General features: G+C 69.7%; 15 protein-coding genes and 2 tRNA genes. 10 read left to right on the forward strand and 7 right to left on the reverse strand.

The genetic code is table 11. The features are described from left to right. Nucleotides 1–118: 118 nt before the first annotated feature. Complete coding sequence (locus tag ASH02_RS07010) at nucleotides 119–721, reverse strand: DUF4357 domain-containing protein (protein ID WP_162250905.1); 603 nt, start codon at nucleotides 719–721, stop codon at nucleotides 119–121. 109 nt (nucleotides 722–830) lie between these two features. On the opposite strand from ASH02_RS07010, the gene ASH02_RS07015 reads away from it, so the two are divergent. Then, on the forward strand, nucleotides 831–2507 hold the full coding sequence (locus tag ASH02_RS07015; RefSeq protein ID WP_056675505.1) for an FAD-dependent oxidoreductase: 1677 nt from the start codon (nucleotides 831–833) through the stop codon (nucleotides 2505–2507). A gap of 56 nt (nucleotides 2508–2563) precedes the next feature. On the opposite strand, the gene ASH02_RS07020 is transcribed toward ASH02_RS07015, so the two are convergent. Further along, entirely contained in the window at nucleotides 2564–4129 is a 1566-nt protein-coding gene (locus tag ASH02_RS07020) for a phytoene desaturase family protein (RefSeq protein WP_056675508.1), read from the reverse strand. Between the two features lie 138 nt (nucleotides 4130–4267). On the opposite strand from ASH02_RS07020, the gene ASH02_RS07025 reads away from it, so the two are divergent. Then, entirely contained in the window at nucleotides 4268–5182 is a 915-nt protein-coding gene (locus ASH02_RS07025) for a pirin family protein (protein WP_057294516.1), read from the forward strand. A gap of 155 nt (nucleotides 5183–5337) precedes the next feature. On the opposite strand, the gene ASH02_RS07030 is transcribed toward ASH02_RS07025, so the two are convergent. From ASH02_RS07030 to orn, 3 genes are all read right to left on the reverse strand, one after another. Continuing rightward, nucleotides 5338–6222 carry a bifunctional helix-turn-helix transcriptional regulator/GNAT family N-acetyltransferase gene (locus ASH02_RS07030; RefSeq protein ID WP_056675514.1) on the reverse strand — a complete coding sequence of 295 codons (885 nt, stop codon included), beginning with the start codon at nucleotides 6220–6222 and terminating at the stop codon, nucleotides 5338–5340. Nucleotides 6223–6318: 96 nt separating this feature from the next. Then, nucleotides 6319–6394: transfer RNA gene (locus ASH02_RS07035), tRNA-His, on the reverse strand. 49 nt (nucleotides 6395–6443) lie between these two features. Next, on the reverse strand, nucleotides 6444–7079 hold the full coding sequence (orn, locus tag ASH02_RS07040; protein WP_056679032.1) for an oligoribonuclease: 636 nt from the start codon (nucleotides 7077–7079) through the stop codon (nucleotides 6444–6446). 75 nt (nucleotides 7080–7154) lie between these two features. On the opposite strand from orn, the gene ASH02_RS07045 reads away from it, so the two are divergent. From ASH02_RS07045 to ASH02_RS07080, 8 genes are read left to right on the forward strand one after another with little or no spacing between them, the layout of a single operon-like run. Further along, on the forward strand, nucleotides 7155–7607 hold the full coding sequence (locus ASH02_RS07045; protein WP_056675517.1) for a MauE/DoxX family redox-associated membrane protein: 453 nt from the start codon (nucleotides 7155–7157) through the stop codon (nucleotides 7605–7607). A gap of 13 nt (nucleotides 7608–7620) precedes the next feature. After that, nucleotides 7621–8418 (forward strand): DsbA family protein, encoded by a 798-nt coding sequence (locus ASH02_RS07050; RefSeq protein WP_056675520.1) that lies wholly within the window; start codon nucleotides 7621–7623, stop codon nucleotides 8416–8418. Further along, nucleotides 8418–8681, forward strand: coding sequence for a hypothetical protein (locus ASH02_RS07055; RefSeq protein ID WP_056675525.1), 264 nt, complete (start codon nucleotides 8418–8420; stop codon nucleotides 8679–8681). Before ASH02_RS07050 ends, ASH02_RS07055 begins: the two co-directional genes overlap by 1 nt. Nucleotides 8682–8733: 52 nt before the next feature. Continuing rightward, complete coding sequence (locus ASH02_RS07060) at nucleotides 8734–9984, forward strand: hypothetical protein (RefSeq protein ID WP_156393475.1); 1251 nt, start codon at nucleotides 8734–8736, stop codon at nucleotides 9982–9984. Then, nucleotides 9981–10679, forward strand: coding sequence for a hypothetical protein (locus ASH02_RS07065; RefSeq protein WP_056675531.1), 699 nt, complete (start codon nucleotides 9981–9983; stop codon nucleotides 10677–10679). Before ASH02_RS07060 ends, ASH02_RS07065 begins: the two co-directional genes overlap by 4 nt. Then, nucleotides 10676–11599 carry a hypothetical protein gene (locus ASH02_RS07070; protein WP_056675534.1) on the forward strand — a complete coding sequence of 308 codons (924 nt, stop codon included), beginning with the start codon at nucleotides 10676–10678 and terminating at the stop codon, nucleotides 11597–11599. Before ASH02_RS07065 ends, ASH02_RS07070 begins: the two co-directional genes overlap by 4 nt. Before the next feature lie 40 nt (nucleotides 11600–11639). Continuing rightward, a complete protein-coding gene (locus ASH02_RS07075; RefSeq protein WP_056679035.1) occupies nucleotides 11640–12662 on the forward strand; it encodes an adenosine deaminase in 1023 nt (340 codons plus the stop codon). 4 nt (nucleotides 12663–12666) lie between these two features. Then, complete coding sequence (locus ASH02_RS07080) at nucleotides 12667–13878, forward strand: MalY/PatB family protein (RefSeq protein ID WP_057294517.1); 1212 nt, start codon at nucleotides 12667–12669, stop codon at nucleotides 13876–13878. Between the two features lie 21 nt (nucleotides 13879–13899). Here ASH02_RS07080 and ASH02_RS07085 read toward each other — a convergent pair. Both ASH02_RS07085 and ASH02_RS07090 read right to left on the reverse strand, forming a co-directional pair. Beyond that, nucleotides 13900–13973: transfer RNA gene (locus tag ASH02_RS07085), tRNA-Arg, on the reverse strand. Between the two features lie 76 nt (nucleotides 13974–14049). After that, a complete protein-coding gene (locus ASH02_RS07090; protein ID WP_056675540.1) occupies nucleotides 14050–14811 on the reverse strand; it encodes an IclR family transcriptional regulator in 762 nt (253 codons plus the stop codon). Between the last annotated feature and the right edge of the window lie 84 nt (nucleotides 14812–14895).

The raw sequence follows: 14895 nt of genomic DNA on the forward strand, positions 1-14895 counted from the left end.
AGCCACGCACTGTCACCGATGTGCTGATACAGAATCGTCACCGATGTCCTGCGACATAACATTTTTGCCGGCTGTCGGTGTCACGACCATGCACGTGCACGATCGTGGTCGCCCGGCGTCAGTCGTCGGTGGTGTCGGTGGGCTCGCCTGACTCGTCGCCGCCGCGCCCGGTCCCGGCACGCCGGCCGCGACCTTCGCCCCGCGACCGCCCTTCGCCGCGCGACCGGCCCTCGCCCCGCGCGCGACCGCGACCCTGTGGCCGCTCCTCGCGCAGGGCCATCCAGGCATCGCGCAGGCTGTCGCCGGTGCGTTCGATGCGCCAGTTGGTCCAGCCGTTGGCGTCGTACCCGTTGAGCGCCTTGCCGGCGCCCGAGGGGGAGTCGTGCAGGGTGTCGTCGTCGAGCCTGATCTGACCGTCGTCGGTGATCGTGGCGTGGAACTCCTCGCCGGAGCGGGGGCGCGACCACACCAGGCGGTCGCCCGGAGTGAGGGCGCCGGACTCGACGAGCAGGGAGAGACGGTTGCGGCGCGGGCCGCGCTCACCGTCGTGTCGGCCGTGTCCGCGTGGGTGGCCGCCACGGCGGGGGCCACGCTCGGGCTCGGGTGCCTCGGGCAGCTCGAGAAGGCGGCGGAGTACGGCGTTGGGGGTGTCCACGAACGGCTTGGCCTGTTCCTGGAGCAATGCGTAGACCTCGTGGTCAATTCGGATCGTGGGAGTCATCTGCATCTACCTTTCTCGCATCTGACTGGTGGAGGTGCAAGATCTTGTCTTGCCAGAACAGTGTGACAGACAAAAAGACAAAAGACAACAGTGGCGCTAGGCTCACCCCGTGAACGACGCTGCCCGCCCGGTGATCCTGCTCGTCTCCGAGACCCGCTGTGACTTCCTGGTCGATGAGTTCGGCCGCTACGCCCGCGACTACGACCTGCGACAGGCCACGACCGCCGCCGAGGCCGAGAAGGTCGCGGAGCAGGTCTGCGCCGCCGGGGGACAGGTGGCGATGTTCGTCAGCGAGTCGGTGCTCCCCGACGCCAGCGTGATGGCCGCGTTCGGGCGGTGGCGCGCCGTCGTACCCACCGCACGCCGGCTGGTGGCCGCGCACTGGGAGCGGTTCCGCCTCGACGCCGACGCCCTGCGCGGAGGACTCGCCGCCGGCAAGTACGACGCGTATCTCCTGATGCCGCGCGGGGTCCGCGACGAGGAGTTCCACACCGCGGTCACCGAGCTGCTCTCCGACTGGGGCTCGACGGTCGCTGCTCCCGAGGTCGCGGTCGTGCGCATCGTGACGCCGTACGTCGACTCGCTGGTGCTGTCCCTGCGCGACTTCCTCGACCGCATGGGCCTGCCCAATCGCACCTTCTCTCCTGAGGACGAGGTCGGCGCTGCGGTCGTCGCGGGGCTCGACGGCGAGCCGGCGTACCCGCTGGTCGACGCCTTCGACCGGGCGCCCGTGACGGTCCGGTCGGTGCACGACCTGGCGATCACGATCTACGGGCAGCCGGCCGACATCGACGTCGACACCGTGGTCGACCTGGCCGTGGTCGGCGCCGGACCGGCCGGCCTCGCGACCGCGGTGTACGGCGCATCGGAGGGCCTGACCACGGTCGTCATCGAGGCCGAGGCGATCGGCGGACAGGCCGGCACCAGCTCGATGATCCGCAACTACCTCGGCTTCCCGCGGGGCATCTCCGGCATGCGGCTGGCGCAGAGGGCGCGCAGCCAGGCGATCCGCTTCGGCACCCGTTTCTTCACCGGGTGGCCGGTGACCGGCCTCGACGTGGGCGCCGCGGGTGAGCCGCACGTCATCCACACCGACGGCGGCACGCTGCGCGCCCGGGCGGTCGTGATCGCCACCGGCGTCAGCTACCGCAAGCTGCGGGTCGAGCCCCTCGAGGCGCTGACCGGCTCCGGTGTCTTCTACGGTGCCGCGATGACCGCCGCGCGCGAGATGACCGGGCGCGACGTGTTCGTCGTCGGCGGCGGCAACTCGGCCGGACAGGCCGCTGTGCACCTGGCCCGCTTCGCGCGGTCCGTGACGATCCTGGTGCGACGTGCCGGGCTGGCCGAGACGATGTCGGACTACCTGATCCGCGAGATCGACTTCAACCCGCGGATCCAGGTCGAGGCCGCCTCCGAGGTCGTCGACGGCGGTGGCGACGGTCGCCTGGAGTGGCTCGGCATCCACCGCATCACCACGGGCGAGGTCGAGCGTCGTGAAGCAGCCGGGTTGTTCCTGCTGCTGGGCGCGGAGCCGCACTGCGAGTGGGTGCCCGACGTGATCACCCGCAGCGACGACGGCTACGTGCTCACCGGCCGCAACACCTCACGCGACACGTGGGTCGACGGCATGCCTCCGCCCGGGCTGGCCACGAACGTGCCGGGAGTCTTCGCGGTGGGCGACATCCGCGACGGGTCGATGAAGCGGGTCGCCTCCGCCAGCGGTGAGGGCGCGTCCGTCGTCCCCCTTGTCCACGCCTGGCTCGCCGAGGACCCCACCCCCGATTGACGCGAACCGTGGGTTCTTGACGCGCGAGCCGTGGATTGTTGTCGTACGCCGAGCGTTCAGCGCGCTGCCAGAACGGCCTGTGCGGCGTTGTGCCCGCCGAGCCCGGAGACCGCACCACCCCGACGTGCACCCGAGCCGCAGAGCAGCAGGTTCTCGATGTCGGTCGCGACGCCCCACTGCTGGGCCGGCGTCTCGAGCATCGCCCGGTTGGAGGCCCACGGCCATTCGAGGTCGCCGTGGAAGATGTGCCCGCCGGGCATGGCGAGATCGGCCTCGATGTCCTGCGGCACCTTGGCCTCGATGCACGGCCTGCCGTCGGCGTCGAGGGCCACGCACTCCTCGATCGGAGTGACCAGGTGCTCGTTGAGCGACGCCAACGCGCGTGAGACGGCGAGGTCCTTGTTGCGCGGGTCCTCGAAGAGCGTGGCCGGGGTGTGCAGCCCGAAGTAGGTCAGCGTGTGGCCCTCGAACGAACCCAGGATCGACGGGTCGGTCAGCGAGTGGCAGTAGACCTCGCCGGGCATCTGGCTCGGCACCTGCCCGGCGGCGGCTTCGGCGTACGACCTCTGCAGCTGTGAGTAGTCCTCGGACAGGTGCAGTGTGCCGGCGAACGCGACCGTCGGGTCCATGCCCGACCTGAGCTCAGGCAGTCGGTCGAGCAGGAAGTTGATCTTCAGCTGGGCGCCGACCGGCTTGGTCTCCGGCTCCGGCTCCTCACCGAGCAGGATGCGCAGCACCCACGGCGCGACGTTGGCGAGGACGTGGCCGGCCGTCACCGTGTGGTGCGCCTTGCCGTCGTGCCAGGTGACCTCGCCGGTGGTGCCGTCGCTCCTGATCGAGCTGACACCGGCGCCGGTGAGCACCTCGGCGCCCGCGTCGACGGCCGCCTTCAAGAGGGCGTCGGTGACCGCGCCCATGCCGCCCACGGGCACCCGCCACTCGCCGTCTCCGTTGCCGATCAGGTGGTAGAGGAAGCAGCGGTTCTGGATCAGCGACGGGTCGTGCAGGTCGGCGAACGTGCCGATCAGCCCGTCGGTCGCCACCACGCCGCGCACGGTGTCGTCGGTGAAGCGTCGCTCGACCGAGGCGCCGAGCGGCTCCTTGGTGAACTCGCGCCACAGGTCGGCGTCCACGCCCGCCGCCAGTGCGGACTCCTTCTGCAACGGCTGGAGCAACGTGGGTGAGATCGCGGCGGCCAGCGTGCCGATGTCGGCGTAGAACCTGCACCACGCGTCGTACTCGTCGTGCGAGCCGGTCAGCTTCTTGAACGACTTGCGGGTGGCCTCGCCCTCGGGCCGCTCGGCGAGCAGTCCGCCGGCGCGACCGTCGCGCAGCCAGGGCGTGTACGACGCGGTGGTGCGCGAGCGCAGGTCGAGGGAGAGGCCCAGGTCGCTGACCAGCTCCTGCGGCATCAGCGAGACCAGGTAGGAGTAGCGCGACAGTCGGGTGTCGTGACCGCTGAACGCGACCTTGGAGACGGCGGCACCCCCGGTGGCCGGCAGCCTCTCGAGCACGAGCGTCGACAGGCCGGCGCGGGCCAGGTACGCCGCGGCGGTGAGTCCGTTGTGGCCGCCACCGACGATGACCACGTCGTACGACGACCTGCTGCTGGCTGAAGTCATGCGCCGAGACTAGCCGCGTACGACGCAGGAGCACGCGGCGTGGCGCGGCGGGTTGAGGAAGACGGACCGGCGGGTCGAAACCACGGTGAGGTACGTCAGGGCGGTGACCTGCCTGCAAAGTCGGACTACCGTGGAGACATGCCTGCCGTCACCGTCGACGACCTCACCGTCCTGCACCGCATCAAGGGCCCCGGCCTGGGCGACCAGCCGCGTCCGGTGACCTCCGTGTCCACCGCGCCGCAGGGCTACGAGGGTGAGGGATTCCCCGTACGTCGCGCATTCGCGGGCATCGACATGCGCCAGCTCGACCCGTTCATCATGATGGACCAGATGGGCGAGGTCGACTACGCGCCGGGGGAGCCGAAGGGGACGTCGTGGCACCCGCACCGCGGCTTCGAGACCGTCACCTACATCATCGACGGCCAGTTCGACCACCAGGACAGTCACGGTGGCGGCGGCACGATCACCAACGGTGACACCCAGTGGATGACGGCCGGCGGTGGCATCCTGCACATCGAGGCGCCCCCCGAGTGGCTGGTCGTCAAAGGCGGCCTGTTCCACGGCATCCAGCTCTGGGTGAACCTGCCCAAGGACGCCAAGATGACGCCCCCGAAGTACCAGGACCTGCGCGCCAGCACTGTCGCGCTGGCCACCTCGCAGGACGCCGGCGCCCTGGTGCGCATCATCGCAGGCGAGGTCGACGGGCAGGGTGGACCCGGGGCGACGTACACCCCGATGACGCTGGTCCACGCCACGATCGAGCCCGGTGCCCGGCTCGACCTGCCCTGGCCGGTGGAGTTCAACGCGTTGGCCTACGTGCTCGGTGGCCACGGTTCCGTCGGCATCGACGCGCATCCGGTGCAGATGGGGCAGGCGGCCGTGCTCGGGGCGGGGGACTACGTCACCGTCACCGGTGCCGAGCGACAGGAGAGTCGTACGCCGGCGCTCGACGTGATCATCGTCGGAGGCCGCCCCATCGGTGAGGCGCTGGCCTGGGCCGGCCCGTTCGTGATGAACACCAAGGCCGGTCGGTTCGGCCACCCGCAGCCCTGAGTGGGTTCTGGTTCTCCAGAAGCAGGCCGCGAGAGTTGCAGTTTGTACGTGTGGGCCGCTCCGAGAGGTGCAAACTGCAACTCTCGGCGTGCTGACCTGCCCGTGCTTGGCGTGAGCTCTTCAAGCATGCGGCCGTGGTCCCGATTCGTCACCCGTCAGAGGCGTTTCTCGAACCAGGCCTGGGCGTAGGGGTTGTCGTTGTAGCGCTCGATGCGTGAGTAGCCGGCCCGGTCATACATCGCGATCGCCTCGACCAGGGTCCCGTTCGTGTCGAGGCGCACCGTGGTGTGGCCGAGGTCGCGCGCGCTGGCCTCGAGCTCGCGGAGCATCCGGCCGCCGAGGCCGGCGCCGCGCCAGTCCTCGCTGACCCACATGCGCTTGATCTCGGCGATGCCGTCCCCGAGGTCGCGGACGCCACCGCACGCCGCCGTACGTCCTTCGCTGCGGGCCAGCAGGAACACGCCGTACGGCGCACGAAGCGTCGCCGCATCGGAGGCAGAGGCATCACCGGCATCGAAGCCCGACTCGAGGCGCCGGTCGATCTCCGCGAAGTAGGAGGCCATCGCCGACTGGCCCTCGGGCGAGGCGGGGTCGACGGGGGAGATGTCGACGGTCGCGGCGCGGACCAGCAGCTCGGCCGTGGCCAGTGCCTCGGCCAGCCGGGTGCCCTGGCGCTCGGTCAGCGGCTCGACGATCTGCCGGGCGAGCTCGTCGGAGCGGTCCTCCAGCTCGGACCACGTGGCGCGTCCGTCTGGAGTCAGCGTGGCGACGCGACGCCGGGCATCGTGGGGATCGGGCTCCATCGCGACCAGGCCCTCGGACTCGAGACGGCGGAGCAGGCGGCTGAGGTGACCGCTGTCGAGACCCAGTCGGTCACGAAGGTCGCGGACGACCGCGCCGCCCGGCGTACTGCCGATCTCGAAGAGGAGACGCGAGGGGCCGAGCGGCCGGCCGGAGCCGAGGAACGACTCGTCGAGCACGCCGACGCGCTGCGACCAGGCGCGGTTGAAATGACGGAGCGTTTCGACGGCGGAGAGCATTCTCTGACTTTAGTCAGACAAATCAAGGCGGGTCAATCGACGCCGAAATGAACCGAGCCCCTGACCGCGTTGCACGCAGTCAGGGGCTCGATCTCTTGGGGTGAGTAACGGGACTTGAACCCGCGACATCCGCCACCACAAGGCGGCGCTCTACCAGCTGAGCTATACCCACCATGGGCGCGACGCCGGAGCGGCGCGACCGGAGAGAAGTGTAGCCGTAGTCAGGGGGTGGTTTGCGAATCGGGGTCGCCCAACCCGGTGAGCGAGCCACCGTGGCGGTTGGCGATCTCCTTGGCGGCCGTGCTGTCCGGGCCCGGAGCCGGCACGAAGACGGCCTCGCGGTAGTAGCGCAGCTCCTCGATGCTCTCCTGGATGTCGGCCAGGGCGCGGTGGTTCCCGCGCTTGGGCGGCGAGGAGAAGTACGCCTTCGGGAACCAGCGGCGCGACAGCTCCTTGATCGAGGAGACGTCGACGATGCGGTAGTGCAGGAAGGCCTCGAGCTCGACCATGTCGCGGGCCAGGAAGGCGCGGTCGGTGGCGACCGTGTTGCCGGCCAATGGGGGCCGTGAGCCGTCGGGGCAGTGCTTCTTGATATAGGCCAGCACCTGCTGCTCGGCCTCGGCCATCGTGATGCCGTCCTTGAGTTCCTCGAGGAGCCCGGACTTCGTGTGCATGTCACGCACGAACTCGTTCATCTGCGCGAGCGCAGCGTCGGTGGGCTTGATGATGAGGTCGATGCCGTCACCGAGCACGTTGAGGTCGAAGTCGGTCACCAGGGCGGCCACTTCGATCAACGCATCGGCGCCCAGGTCGAGCCCGGTCATCTCGCAGTCGATCCATACAAGTCGTTCGTTCACCCGCACGACACTAGCGGCCACAGCGCCAGAGGCCGATTCAGTCTCGTCTCAGGTGCCCGGCCTACTGTCTGTCGCATGCTGGGATGGGTCGGTCTGCTCGCGCGCCTCGTCGTCGGGGGCGTGTGGATCGTCGCCGGCGCCCTGAAGCTGCCCGACCCGGCGGCCAGTGTGCGCGCCGTGCGGGCCTACGACCTGTTGCCCGAGTCCGTGGTGCCGACCGTGGGACACGTGCTGCCGCTGGTCGAGGTCGTCGTCGGGGTGTGCCTGGTCATCGGCCTGCTCACGCGGCCGATGGCGCTGCTCTCGGTGCTGCTGTTCGCGGCGTTCATCTTCGGCATCGCCTCGGCGTGGAGCCGCGGGCTCCAGATCGAGTGCGGCTGCTTCGGCGGTGGTGGCTACTCCTCCAACGCCACCGACGACTACCCGTGGGAGATCGCCCGCGACGTCGGGCTCCTCCTGGCCTCGGCGCTCCTGGTGTGGCGCGCCCGCACCCGCCTCGCCGTCGACAACCTCCTGTTCAACCCCTGAGAGAATGGTTCGCATGCCTTCGCCGTACAACACGAACACCTCGTCTTCCTCCGGCTCCGGGAGCAACGGAAGGCGAAACGTCCTCATCGGCAGCGCCATCGCGGCGGTGCTGCTGCTGATCGTCGGCATCGGCTGGGCGGTGCAGGCCAACCGCGACACCACCGGCGACGACGCCAAGACCCCGGGCGACTCGACCAGCTCGGGAAGCACCCCGAGTACGACGACCAGCCCGTCGCCGGGAACGTCGTCGACCGCCCCGGCCAAGGGCGCTCCGGCGATCACCGACACCTACGGACTCGGTGTCGGCGACCCGGACGCACCGGTGAAGGTCGAGGTGTTCGAGGACTTCCAGTGCCCGTTCTGCATGCAGTTCGAGGAGGCCTCGCACGAGCAGCTGCAGCAGGCCGCGGCCGACGGTGACGCCTACCTGATCTACCGGCCGATGGCGTTCATCAACGACTACTCCGGCCGTGCCCTCAACGCCTTCGGTGTCGTGCTCGACGCGTCGGGCGGCGAGGTGGCGCTGAAGTTCCACGACCTGCTCTTCGCGAACCAGCCGTCCGAGAGCGGCCCCTACCCGAGTGACGACGACCTGATCGACCTCGCCGTCGAGGCCGGGGCCGACGAGGGCCAGATCCGCCGTGGCGTGGAGACCAGCGAGTTCGGCCAGTGGGCGGTGAATGCCAGCGATGCCGCGTCGAAGCGTGGGGTGAACAGCACCCCGACCGTGTTCGTCGACGGCGACCCGGTCACCGGGAACAGCATCGACGAGCTGCTCGCCAACGTGATGGCCGGGATCGACGCCGGCTGATGAAGGTCGAGCGGGTCCAGCGATGGGTCATGTCGGCGTTGCTCACCACGGTGGGCTTCATCTTCGCCGCCGGGCTCTGCTTCCTCGCGGGAGTCGCCGAACGCCCTGGCGCCGAGCCGGGGCTGCTGGTCATCGCCGCCGTCGTCGGCCTGGTCACCCTTGCCGGGGTCCTGACCATCAACCAGCACAGCATGCTCTCGCCGTGGTTGCTGGTCGGACTGGTGCCGGCGGCCGTGGGGGCCTGGCTCCTGCTGCTGCGCTGACGCTGCACCACCGCCGGGTTTGCCAGGGCCCTGCAGCGGTTAGCATCCGCGCGTGACATTGCCCCGGGCCCTGGCCGCGCTCCTCGCCTCGCTGTGGGTGGTGCTGGCGACCGTCGCGCCGTCGTACGCCGACGACAGGTCGACCACCATGCCGGCAGACCTGAAGGCCACCGGCGTCTACCTCGAGCCGGCGGCGGCCATGGGCGACGCCGACCTCTGGCGCACACGACTCAAGGCCGGCGTGCGCAAGGCCGACCTGCCGGTGCCGGTCAGTGTGGCGCTGTGGTCGGAGATACCGGGTGCCTGGCCGGATCCGGAAGACGTGGTGGTGAAGAACGACGCCGAGCTGCTCGAGCTGTTCGACCTGCCGCCGCGCAGCGTGGCGCTGCTCACCGAGGACGGCTCCCTGAGGTCGGTGAGCCATCTTCCCGGACGGGCCGCGGAGAGCGTCCGGGCGTGGGAGAACCGTGCCGACGCGGTGGTCACCCGCATCGAGGCGGCCGGTTCGGACGCTGATCGTGGCGCCTCCTTGTCCGCGGTCGCCGAGGCGTGGGTCTACCTGCGAGTGGCCGACGCCGACGGCGCGAGCCCGCAGGAGCTGGTGGCCGAGCTCTCCGGCGACACATCCCTGTTCGACGACACCGCGCGCGCACCCGAGCCGCCGTCGGAGGACTTCGAGGACGAATTCAACTCCCCGTGGGTGCTCGTCTCGGCGGCCTGCGTGCTGGTCGGCACGGTCGGCCTCTTCGTCTGGAAGACCTGGCAGATGCCGCGCGGATCACTCTCCAGCCGGGTCGCCGCCGGGCCGCGTCGCACGCCGGACGACCTGATCGCCACGCTGACTCCGCTCGCCCTGGAGGAGCAGGTCACCCGTCTCGCCGAGGCGATCTCGAGCTCCGACGTACGACCCGGCAACCCGGCGTACGACGAGGCGCAGGCCTGTCTCGACGCGGCCGCGAAGTACGTCGACTCCGCCCGAGACCGCGACCGGGTCGGCGTGCATCTCCTGGTCGAGGACGGCCATGCCGCCCTGGCAGGCGCGCGAAGCTCACGCTGCTTCTTCCACCCGCTGCACCCGGCGACCACCTCGGTGAAGCGACGCTCGGTCTCGTTGCCCTGCTGCAAGCCGTGTGCCCGTGGCGTCACCGACGGGAAGGCTCCGCAGTCGTTGATGGTCACCGGAGACGACGGCACCGTCCGCGCCTACTACGAGTCCGAGGACGTGTGGACCACGACCGGCTACGGCGCGCTCGACGAGCGCTGGGCCAAACGTGCGCTCCTCGCGTCACTGGAGGCGCGATGAGTGTCAGGAGCATCAAGATCCACATGCTGAAGTGGTACCTGGTCGTAGGGTCCTTCATCGCGTCGATGGTCTGGATCATCGTGCTTTTCAACTCGCAGGACGTCTACCAGGATCCGTATGCAGATGAGTCGGTCGCGGACGTCACGGTGCACACACCGTACGAGGAGGAAGCGGCGGCTGCCCTGCGCGAGAAGTCGGTGTACGTCGACCCGGTGCTGCGCGACACGGTGTGGTCCAGCCTGGAGACCAGTGGTGTCCGGGACGAGATCGCCGGGAGCACGTCGCCGATCTTCCTCGTCGCCTCGCCGAGGTTCGGCTACAGCCTCGAGGGCGAGGAGGTGCTCCTGGCACGGATCGCCGACGCCACCGACCGCGTCGGCATCTACCTGCTGCTGGACCAGACTGGCGTCGTGGCGCAGCACCACGTGCGCGGCCACGACGACGAGTCAATCTACCTGTATCCGCAGACCGGCGACACGTCCGAGCTCGGCGTCCGGGCGATGATCCGGGACACCGATCACTCCGTTCAGGAGCAGGTCAAGGGGAGCGACGACGAGTCCGGATGGGCGAACAGTCCCGTGATGCTCGGGAGCTTCATGGGTCTCACCTTCGCGGTTCCCCTGTGGTACTTGATGAAACTCATCCGCTGGTCTGCGCGCCGTGACCGTTCCTACCTGAAGGGTTTCAAGGAATGAAGGCCGTGATCGTGCTGCTGCTGGCCCTGGTCGGCTGGGGGCTGGTCGGTGGGGGAGTGACCGCGCCGTCGTACGCCGCGCCGGCCGAGCCCGACGTGACTGTGGAGCCGGGCACCGGCTTCACCCGCGCCCAGGTCGACGAGATCCGTGCGCTGGTGGCCGACGCGAAGATCCGCACCCGGGTGCTCATCCTCAACGACCTGCCGAAGTCGGCCAAGGGGTCGCCCGACCTCCATGCATCGAACCTTGAGCTGGCCCGCTTCAAGAAGGACGACGAGCGGGTGGGCATGACCCTGGTCTTCACGCCCGACACGATTCCCGAGTACGGCGCCTACGACTCGTCGCTCGACAAAGACGTGATCTACGCGCTCAGCGTCGTCGAGAAGGACCTCGACGGCACTCCCCAGGAGAAGTTCGTCGAACTCGTGGAGATGACCACCACCCGCACGGGCGCGCAGCGCATGGACGAGGAGATGGCCAAGATCTGGGAGGAGCCCGAGCTCTCGTCGCAGGACACCGGTGGCTCGAAGGAGCCGGCCAGCACGAAGGTCCTGGTGCTGCGCTGGGTCTTCGTCGCCGTGGTGGCCGTGCTGGTGCTGCTCTTCGTGGGCTTCCGCGGTCGGGCCGTCGCGGGCTGGTGGAAGCGCCGACGCAGGGCGCGCGGCATCGAGGAGGCGGCCGGCGAGGCGCGCGAGAAGACCCTGGCCGACCGGGCGAAGGCCGACCTCGCCGCGTTCGGTGCCGCGATCGACGCGGAGAGCATGGACCAGCACGACGCCCTGCCGTTGTGGAACCTCGCCCTCGACGACTACGACAAGGCGTCGCGGTTGTACGACGCCCGCACCGGCGCTGCCGATGATCGCAAGGTGATCGAGATCTGTGCCCGTGGCCGCGACCGACTGGCCAAGGCGCAACGCTGACGGCTTGGGGCTTGGCCGGTCGCGCTGGCAGACTGCGCGGGTGACTGATCTGGCTGCTTTCATCACCGCGCTGCCCAAGGCGGAACTGCACGTGCACCACGTCGGGTCGGCCTCGCCGCGCATCGTCGCCGAGCTGGCCGAGCGCCACCCCGGCACGGTGCCGAGCGACCCGGCGGCGTTGCGGGAGTTCTTCGCGTTCCGCGACTTCGCGCACTTCATCGACGTCTACCTCGCGGTGGTCGACCTGATCCGCACGCCGGAGGACGTCGAGCTGCTGACCTACGAGATCGCCCGCGAGATGTCGACGGGGCAGAACGTGAAGTACGCCGAGCTGACGTGCACGCCCTACACCTCGGTGGTCCGCGGCATCCCGATCGAGGCCTACACCGAGGCGATCGAGGAGGCGCGGCGCAAGGCCGAGCGCGACTTCGGGCTGGTGCTGCGCTGGATCTATGACATTCCGGGGGAGAGCGGCATCCCCGCCGCCGACGCGACCTTGTCCTACGCGCTGGAGCACCGCACCGACTCGCTGGTCGGCTTCGGCCTCGGCGGACCCGAGATCGGTGTGCCACGCCCGCAGTTCAAGCCGCACTTCGACGCCGCCCGGGCCGCCGGGCTGCACAGCGTGCCGCATGCCGGCGAGACCACCGGGCCCGAGACGGTCTGGGACGCCGTGCGGGTGCTCGGCGCCGAGCGGATCGGCCACGGCACGACGTCGGCGCAGGACCCCGAGCTGCTGGCCCACCTGGCTGCCGAGGGGATTCCCCTCGAGGTGTGCCCGTCGTCCAACATCGCCACCCGGGCCGTGGAGTCGCTCGACCAGCACCCGATCACGAAGTTCCGCGACGCCGGGGTGACGATCACGATCAACTCCGACGACCCGCCCATGTTCGGCACGACGCTGAACCGGGAGTACGAGATCGCCGCCGACCTGCTCGACCTCGACCAGGCCGGCGTGGCCTCGTTGGCGCGGGCTGCCGTCGACGCGTCGTACGCCCCGAGCATCGTGAAGGCCGAGCTCTCCGCGGAGATCGACCGGCACGCCGCCGCGCTGAGGGGCTGACGCCATGGCGCCGGTGCCGAACCCGCTCGAGGCCCTGTCGCGCGAGCAGTTGCAGCAACGGACCAGCCTCAAGTGGAACAGCCACCCTGCGGACGTGCTCCCGCTGTGGGTGGCGGAGATGGACGTGTCGCTCGCGGAGCCGGTGGCGCAAGCGCTGCACCGGGCGGTCGACCTGGGTGACACCGGCTACCCGTTCGGCGACGGACTCGCACGGGCCCTCGCGGAGTTCGCCGCGAAGCGCTGGGGCTGGTCGGACTTCCCGGTCGACCGTACGGCGATCGTGCCCGACGTGATGATGGGCATCGTCGAGGTGCTGCGACTGGTCACCGAACCGGGCGACCCGGTGATCGTCAACGCGCCGGTCTATGCGCCGTTCTACGCGTTCCTCACCCATGCCGACCGCCAGGTCGTCGAGTCACCGTTGACCGAGGCAGGGCGGGTCGACCTCGACGCGCTCGTGGAGGTGTTCCGCCAGGTGCGGACCACGAGTCCACGGGCGGCGTACCTGATCAGCAACCCGCACAACCCCACCGGTGCGGTGCACACGCGTGCCGAGCTCGAGGCGATCGCGGTCCTCGCCCGGCAGCACGGCGTGCGCGTGATCGTCGACGAGATCCACGCCCCGTTGATCCTGGCCGGCGCGGAGTTCACGCCGTACCTCACCGTGGCGGGCTCGGACGACGCGTTCTCCCTGATGTCGGCCTCGAAGGGCTGGAACCTGGCCGGCCTCAAGGCTGCCCTGGTCATCGCCGGGAGCGAGGCCGTCGACGACCTGGCCCGGATGCCTGAGGAGGTCAGCCACGGCCCCAGCCACCTCGGCATCATTGCTCACGCGGCGGCCTTCCGGCACGGCGGCGACTGGCTCGACGCGCTCCTGGTCGGCCTCGACGAGAACCGCACACTGCTCGGCGACCTGTTGACCGAGCACCTGCCGCAGGTCGGGTTCCTGCGTCCTGAGGGCACCTACCTGGCCTGGGTCGACTGTCGTCCACTCGGCCTGGACGCGCCGGACTCCGAGGACAACGTCGAGGGCGACCTGGCGGTGGTCTCCGACCTGGCCGGTCCGGCCCGACACTTCCTCGACCACGCCCGCGTGGCGCTGAGCTCCGGGCACGTGTTCGGTGCCGGAGGGCGTGGGCACGTGCGGATCAACTTCGCCACGTCACGCGCGATTCTCACCGAGGCGGTCACCCGGATGGCCCGGTCGATCGGCTGACCTGTCGGGCAGGTCAGAAAGCGCCCCCGGCAGGATTCGAACCTGCGACCTAATCATTAGAAGTGACTTGCTCTATCCAGCTGAGCTACGGGGGCATGCGGACCGGAGGCAGCCCCCGATCCGCGCGGCAAAGTATGCCGCATCCAGGGGGAGCCGTCCGACCCGTGGCCGTCAGTTGAGGTCGACGCTGAGCGCCTTGCCCGCCTGGACCAGCAGCGGCACGGCGCGATCGACCAGTTCCGGCGACATCCGCTGGGCCGGACCGGAGACGGACAGGGCCAGACGGGTGGGCACGTCGGGCACCGAGACGGCGACGCAGCGCACGCCGATCTCCTGCTCGCCCTCGTCCATGGCGTAGCCGTTCTTCGCGGCCAGCGCGAGCTGCTTGGCGAACTCGTCGGGGTCGGTGATCGTGTTGTCCGTGTGCTGCGGCATGCCGGTACGCCGCAAGAGGTCGCGCACCTGGGTGTCGGGGAAGTCGGCCAGGATCGCCTTGCCTACCGCGGTGCAGTGGGGCAGCACGCGGCGCCCGACCTCGGTGAACATCCGCATGGAGTGCCGGGAGGGGACCTGGGCGACGTACACGATCTGGTCGCCGTCGAGCATCGCGAGGTTGGCCGACTCACCAAGCTCGTCGACCAGTGCCGCGAGGTGGGGGCGGGCCCAGGTGCTCAGCATGTTGGAGGAGCTCTCACCGAGCCGGATCAGGCGCGGGCCGAGGACGTACTGCCGGGAGGGCTCCTGGCGAAGGTAGCCGAGGTCGACCAGCGTGCGCACCAGTCGGTGGATCGTCGGCAACGGCAGTCCCGACGCCGTCGCCAGCTGGGAGAGTCCCATCATCCCGCCCGCGTCGGCCATCATCTCGAGCAACCCGAAGGCCCGCTCGATCGACTGCACGCCCCCGGCGCGGACCTTCGGCTCTTTCTCTGCCACGTGCTCTGCTCCTCAATAAGGTTTCCGGATGGTGGAAGTGTAGCGGGAAATTTGTGGGAAGTGGTGGGTTGAAGTTCCACTAGG

Source organism: Nocardioides sp. Soil796 (assembly GCF_001429525.1).
Lineage (GTDB): Bacteria > Actinomycetota > Actinomycetes > Propionibacteriales > Nocardioidaceae > Nocardioides.

Bases quoted from the DNA above. Each gene is read 5' to 3' on its own strand.
- ASH02_RS07045 (WP_056675517.1), top strand. From the start codon at position 7,155: ATGCTGGGATGGGTCGGTCTGCTCGCGCGCCTCGTCGTCGGGGGCGTG.
- ASH02_RS07020 (WP_056675508.1), bottom strand. From the start codon at position 4,129: ATGACTTCAGCCAGCAGCAGGTCGTCGTACGACGTGGTCATCGTCGGT.
- ASH02_RS07010 (WP_162250905.1), bottom strand. From the start codon at position 721: ATGACTCCCACGATCCGAATTGACCACGAGGTCTACGCATTGCTCCAG.
- ASH02_RS07055 (WP_056675525.1), top strand. From the start codon at position 8,418: ATGAAGGTCGAGCGGGTCCAGCGATGGGTCATGTCGGCGTTGCTCACC.
- ASH02_RS07030 (WP_056675514.1), bottom strand. From the start codon at position 6,222: ATGCTCTCCGCCGTCGAAACGCTCCGTCATTTCAACCGCGCCTGGTCG.
- ASH02_RS07070 (WP_056675534.1), top strand. From the start codon at position 10,676: ATGAAGGCCGTGATCGTGCTGCTGCTGGCCCTGGTCGGCTGGGGGCTG.
- ASH02_RS07065 (WP_056675531.1), top strand. From the start codon at position 9,981: ATGAGTGTCAGGAGCATCAAGATCCACATGCTGAAGTGGTACCTGGTC.
- ASH02_RS07025 (WP_057294516.1), top strand. From the start codon at position 4,268: ATGCCTGCCGTCACCGTCGACGACCTCACCGTCCTGCACCGCATCAAG.
- ASH02_RS07080 (WP_057294517.1), top strand. From the start codon at position 12,667: ATGGCGCCGGTGCCGAACCCGCTCGAGGCCCTGTCGCGCGAGCAGTTG.
- ASH02_RS07050 (WP_056675520.1), top strand. From the start codon at position 7,621: ATGCCTTCGCCGTACAACACGAACACCTCGTCTTCCTCCGGCTCCGGG.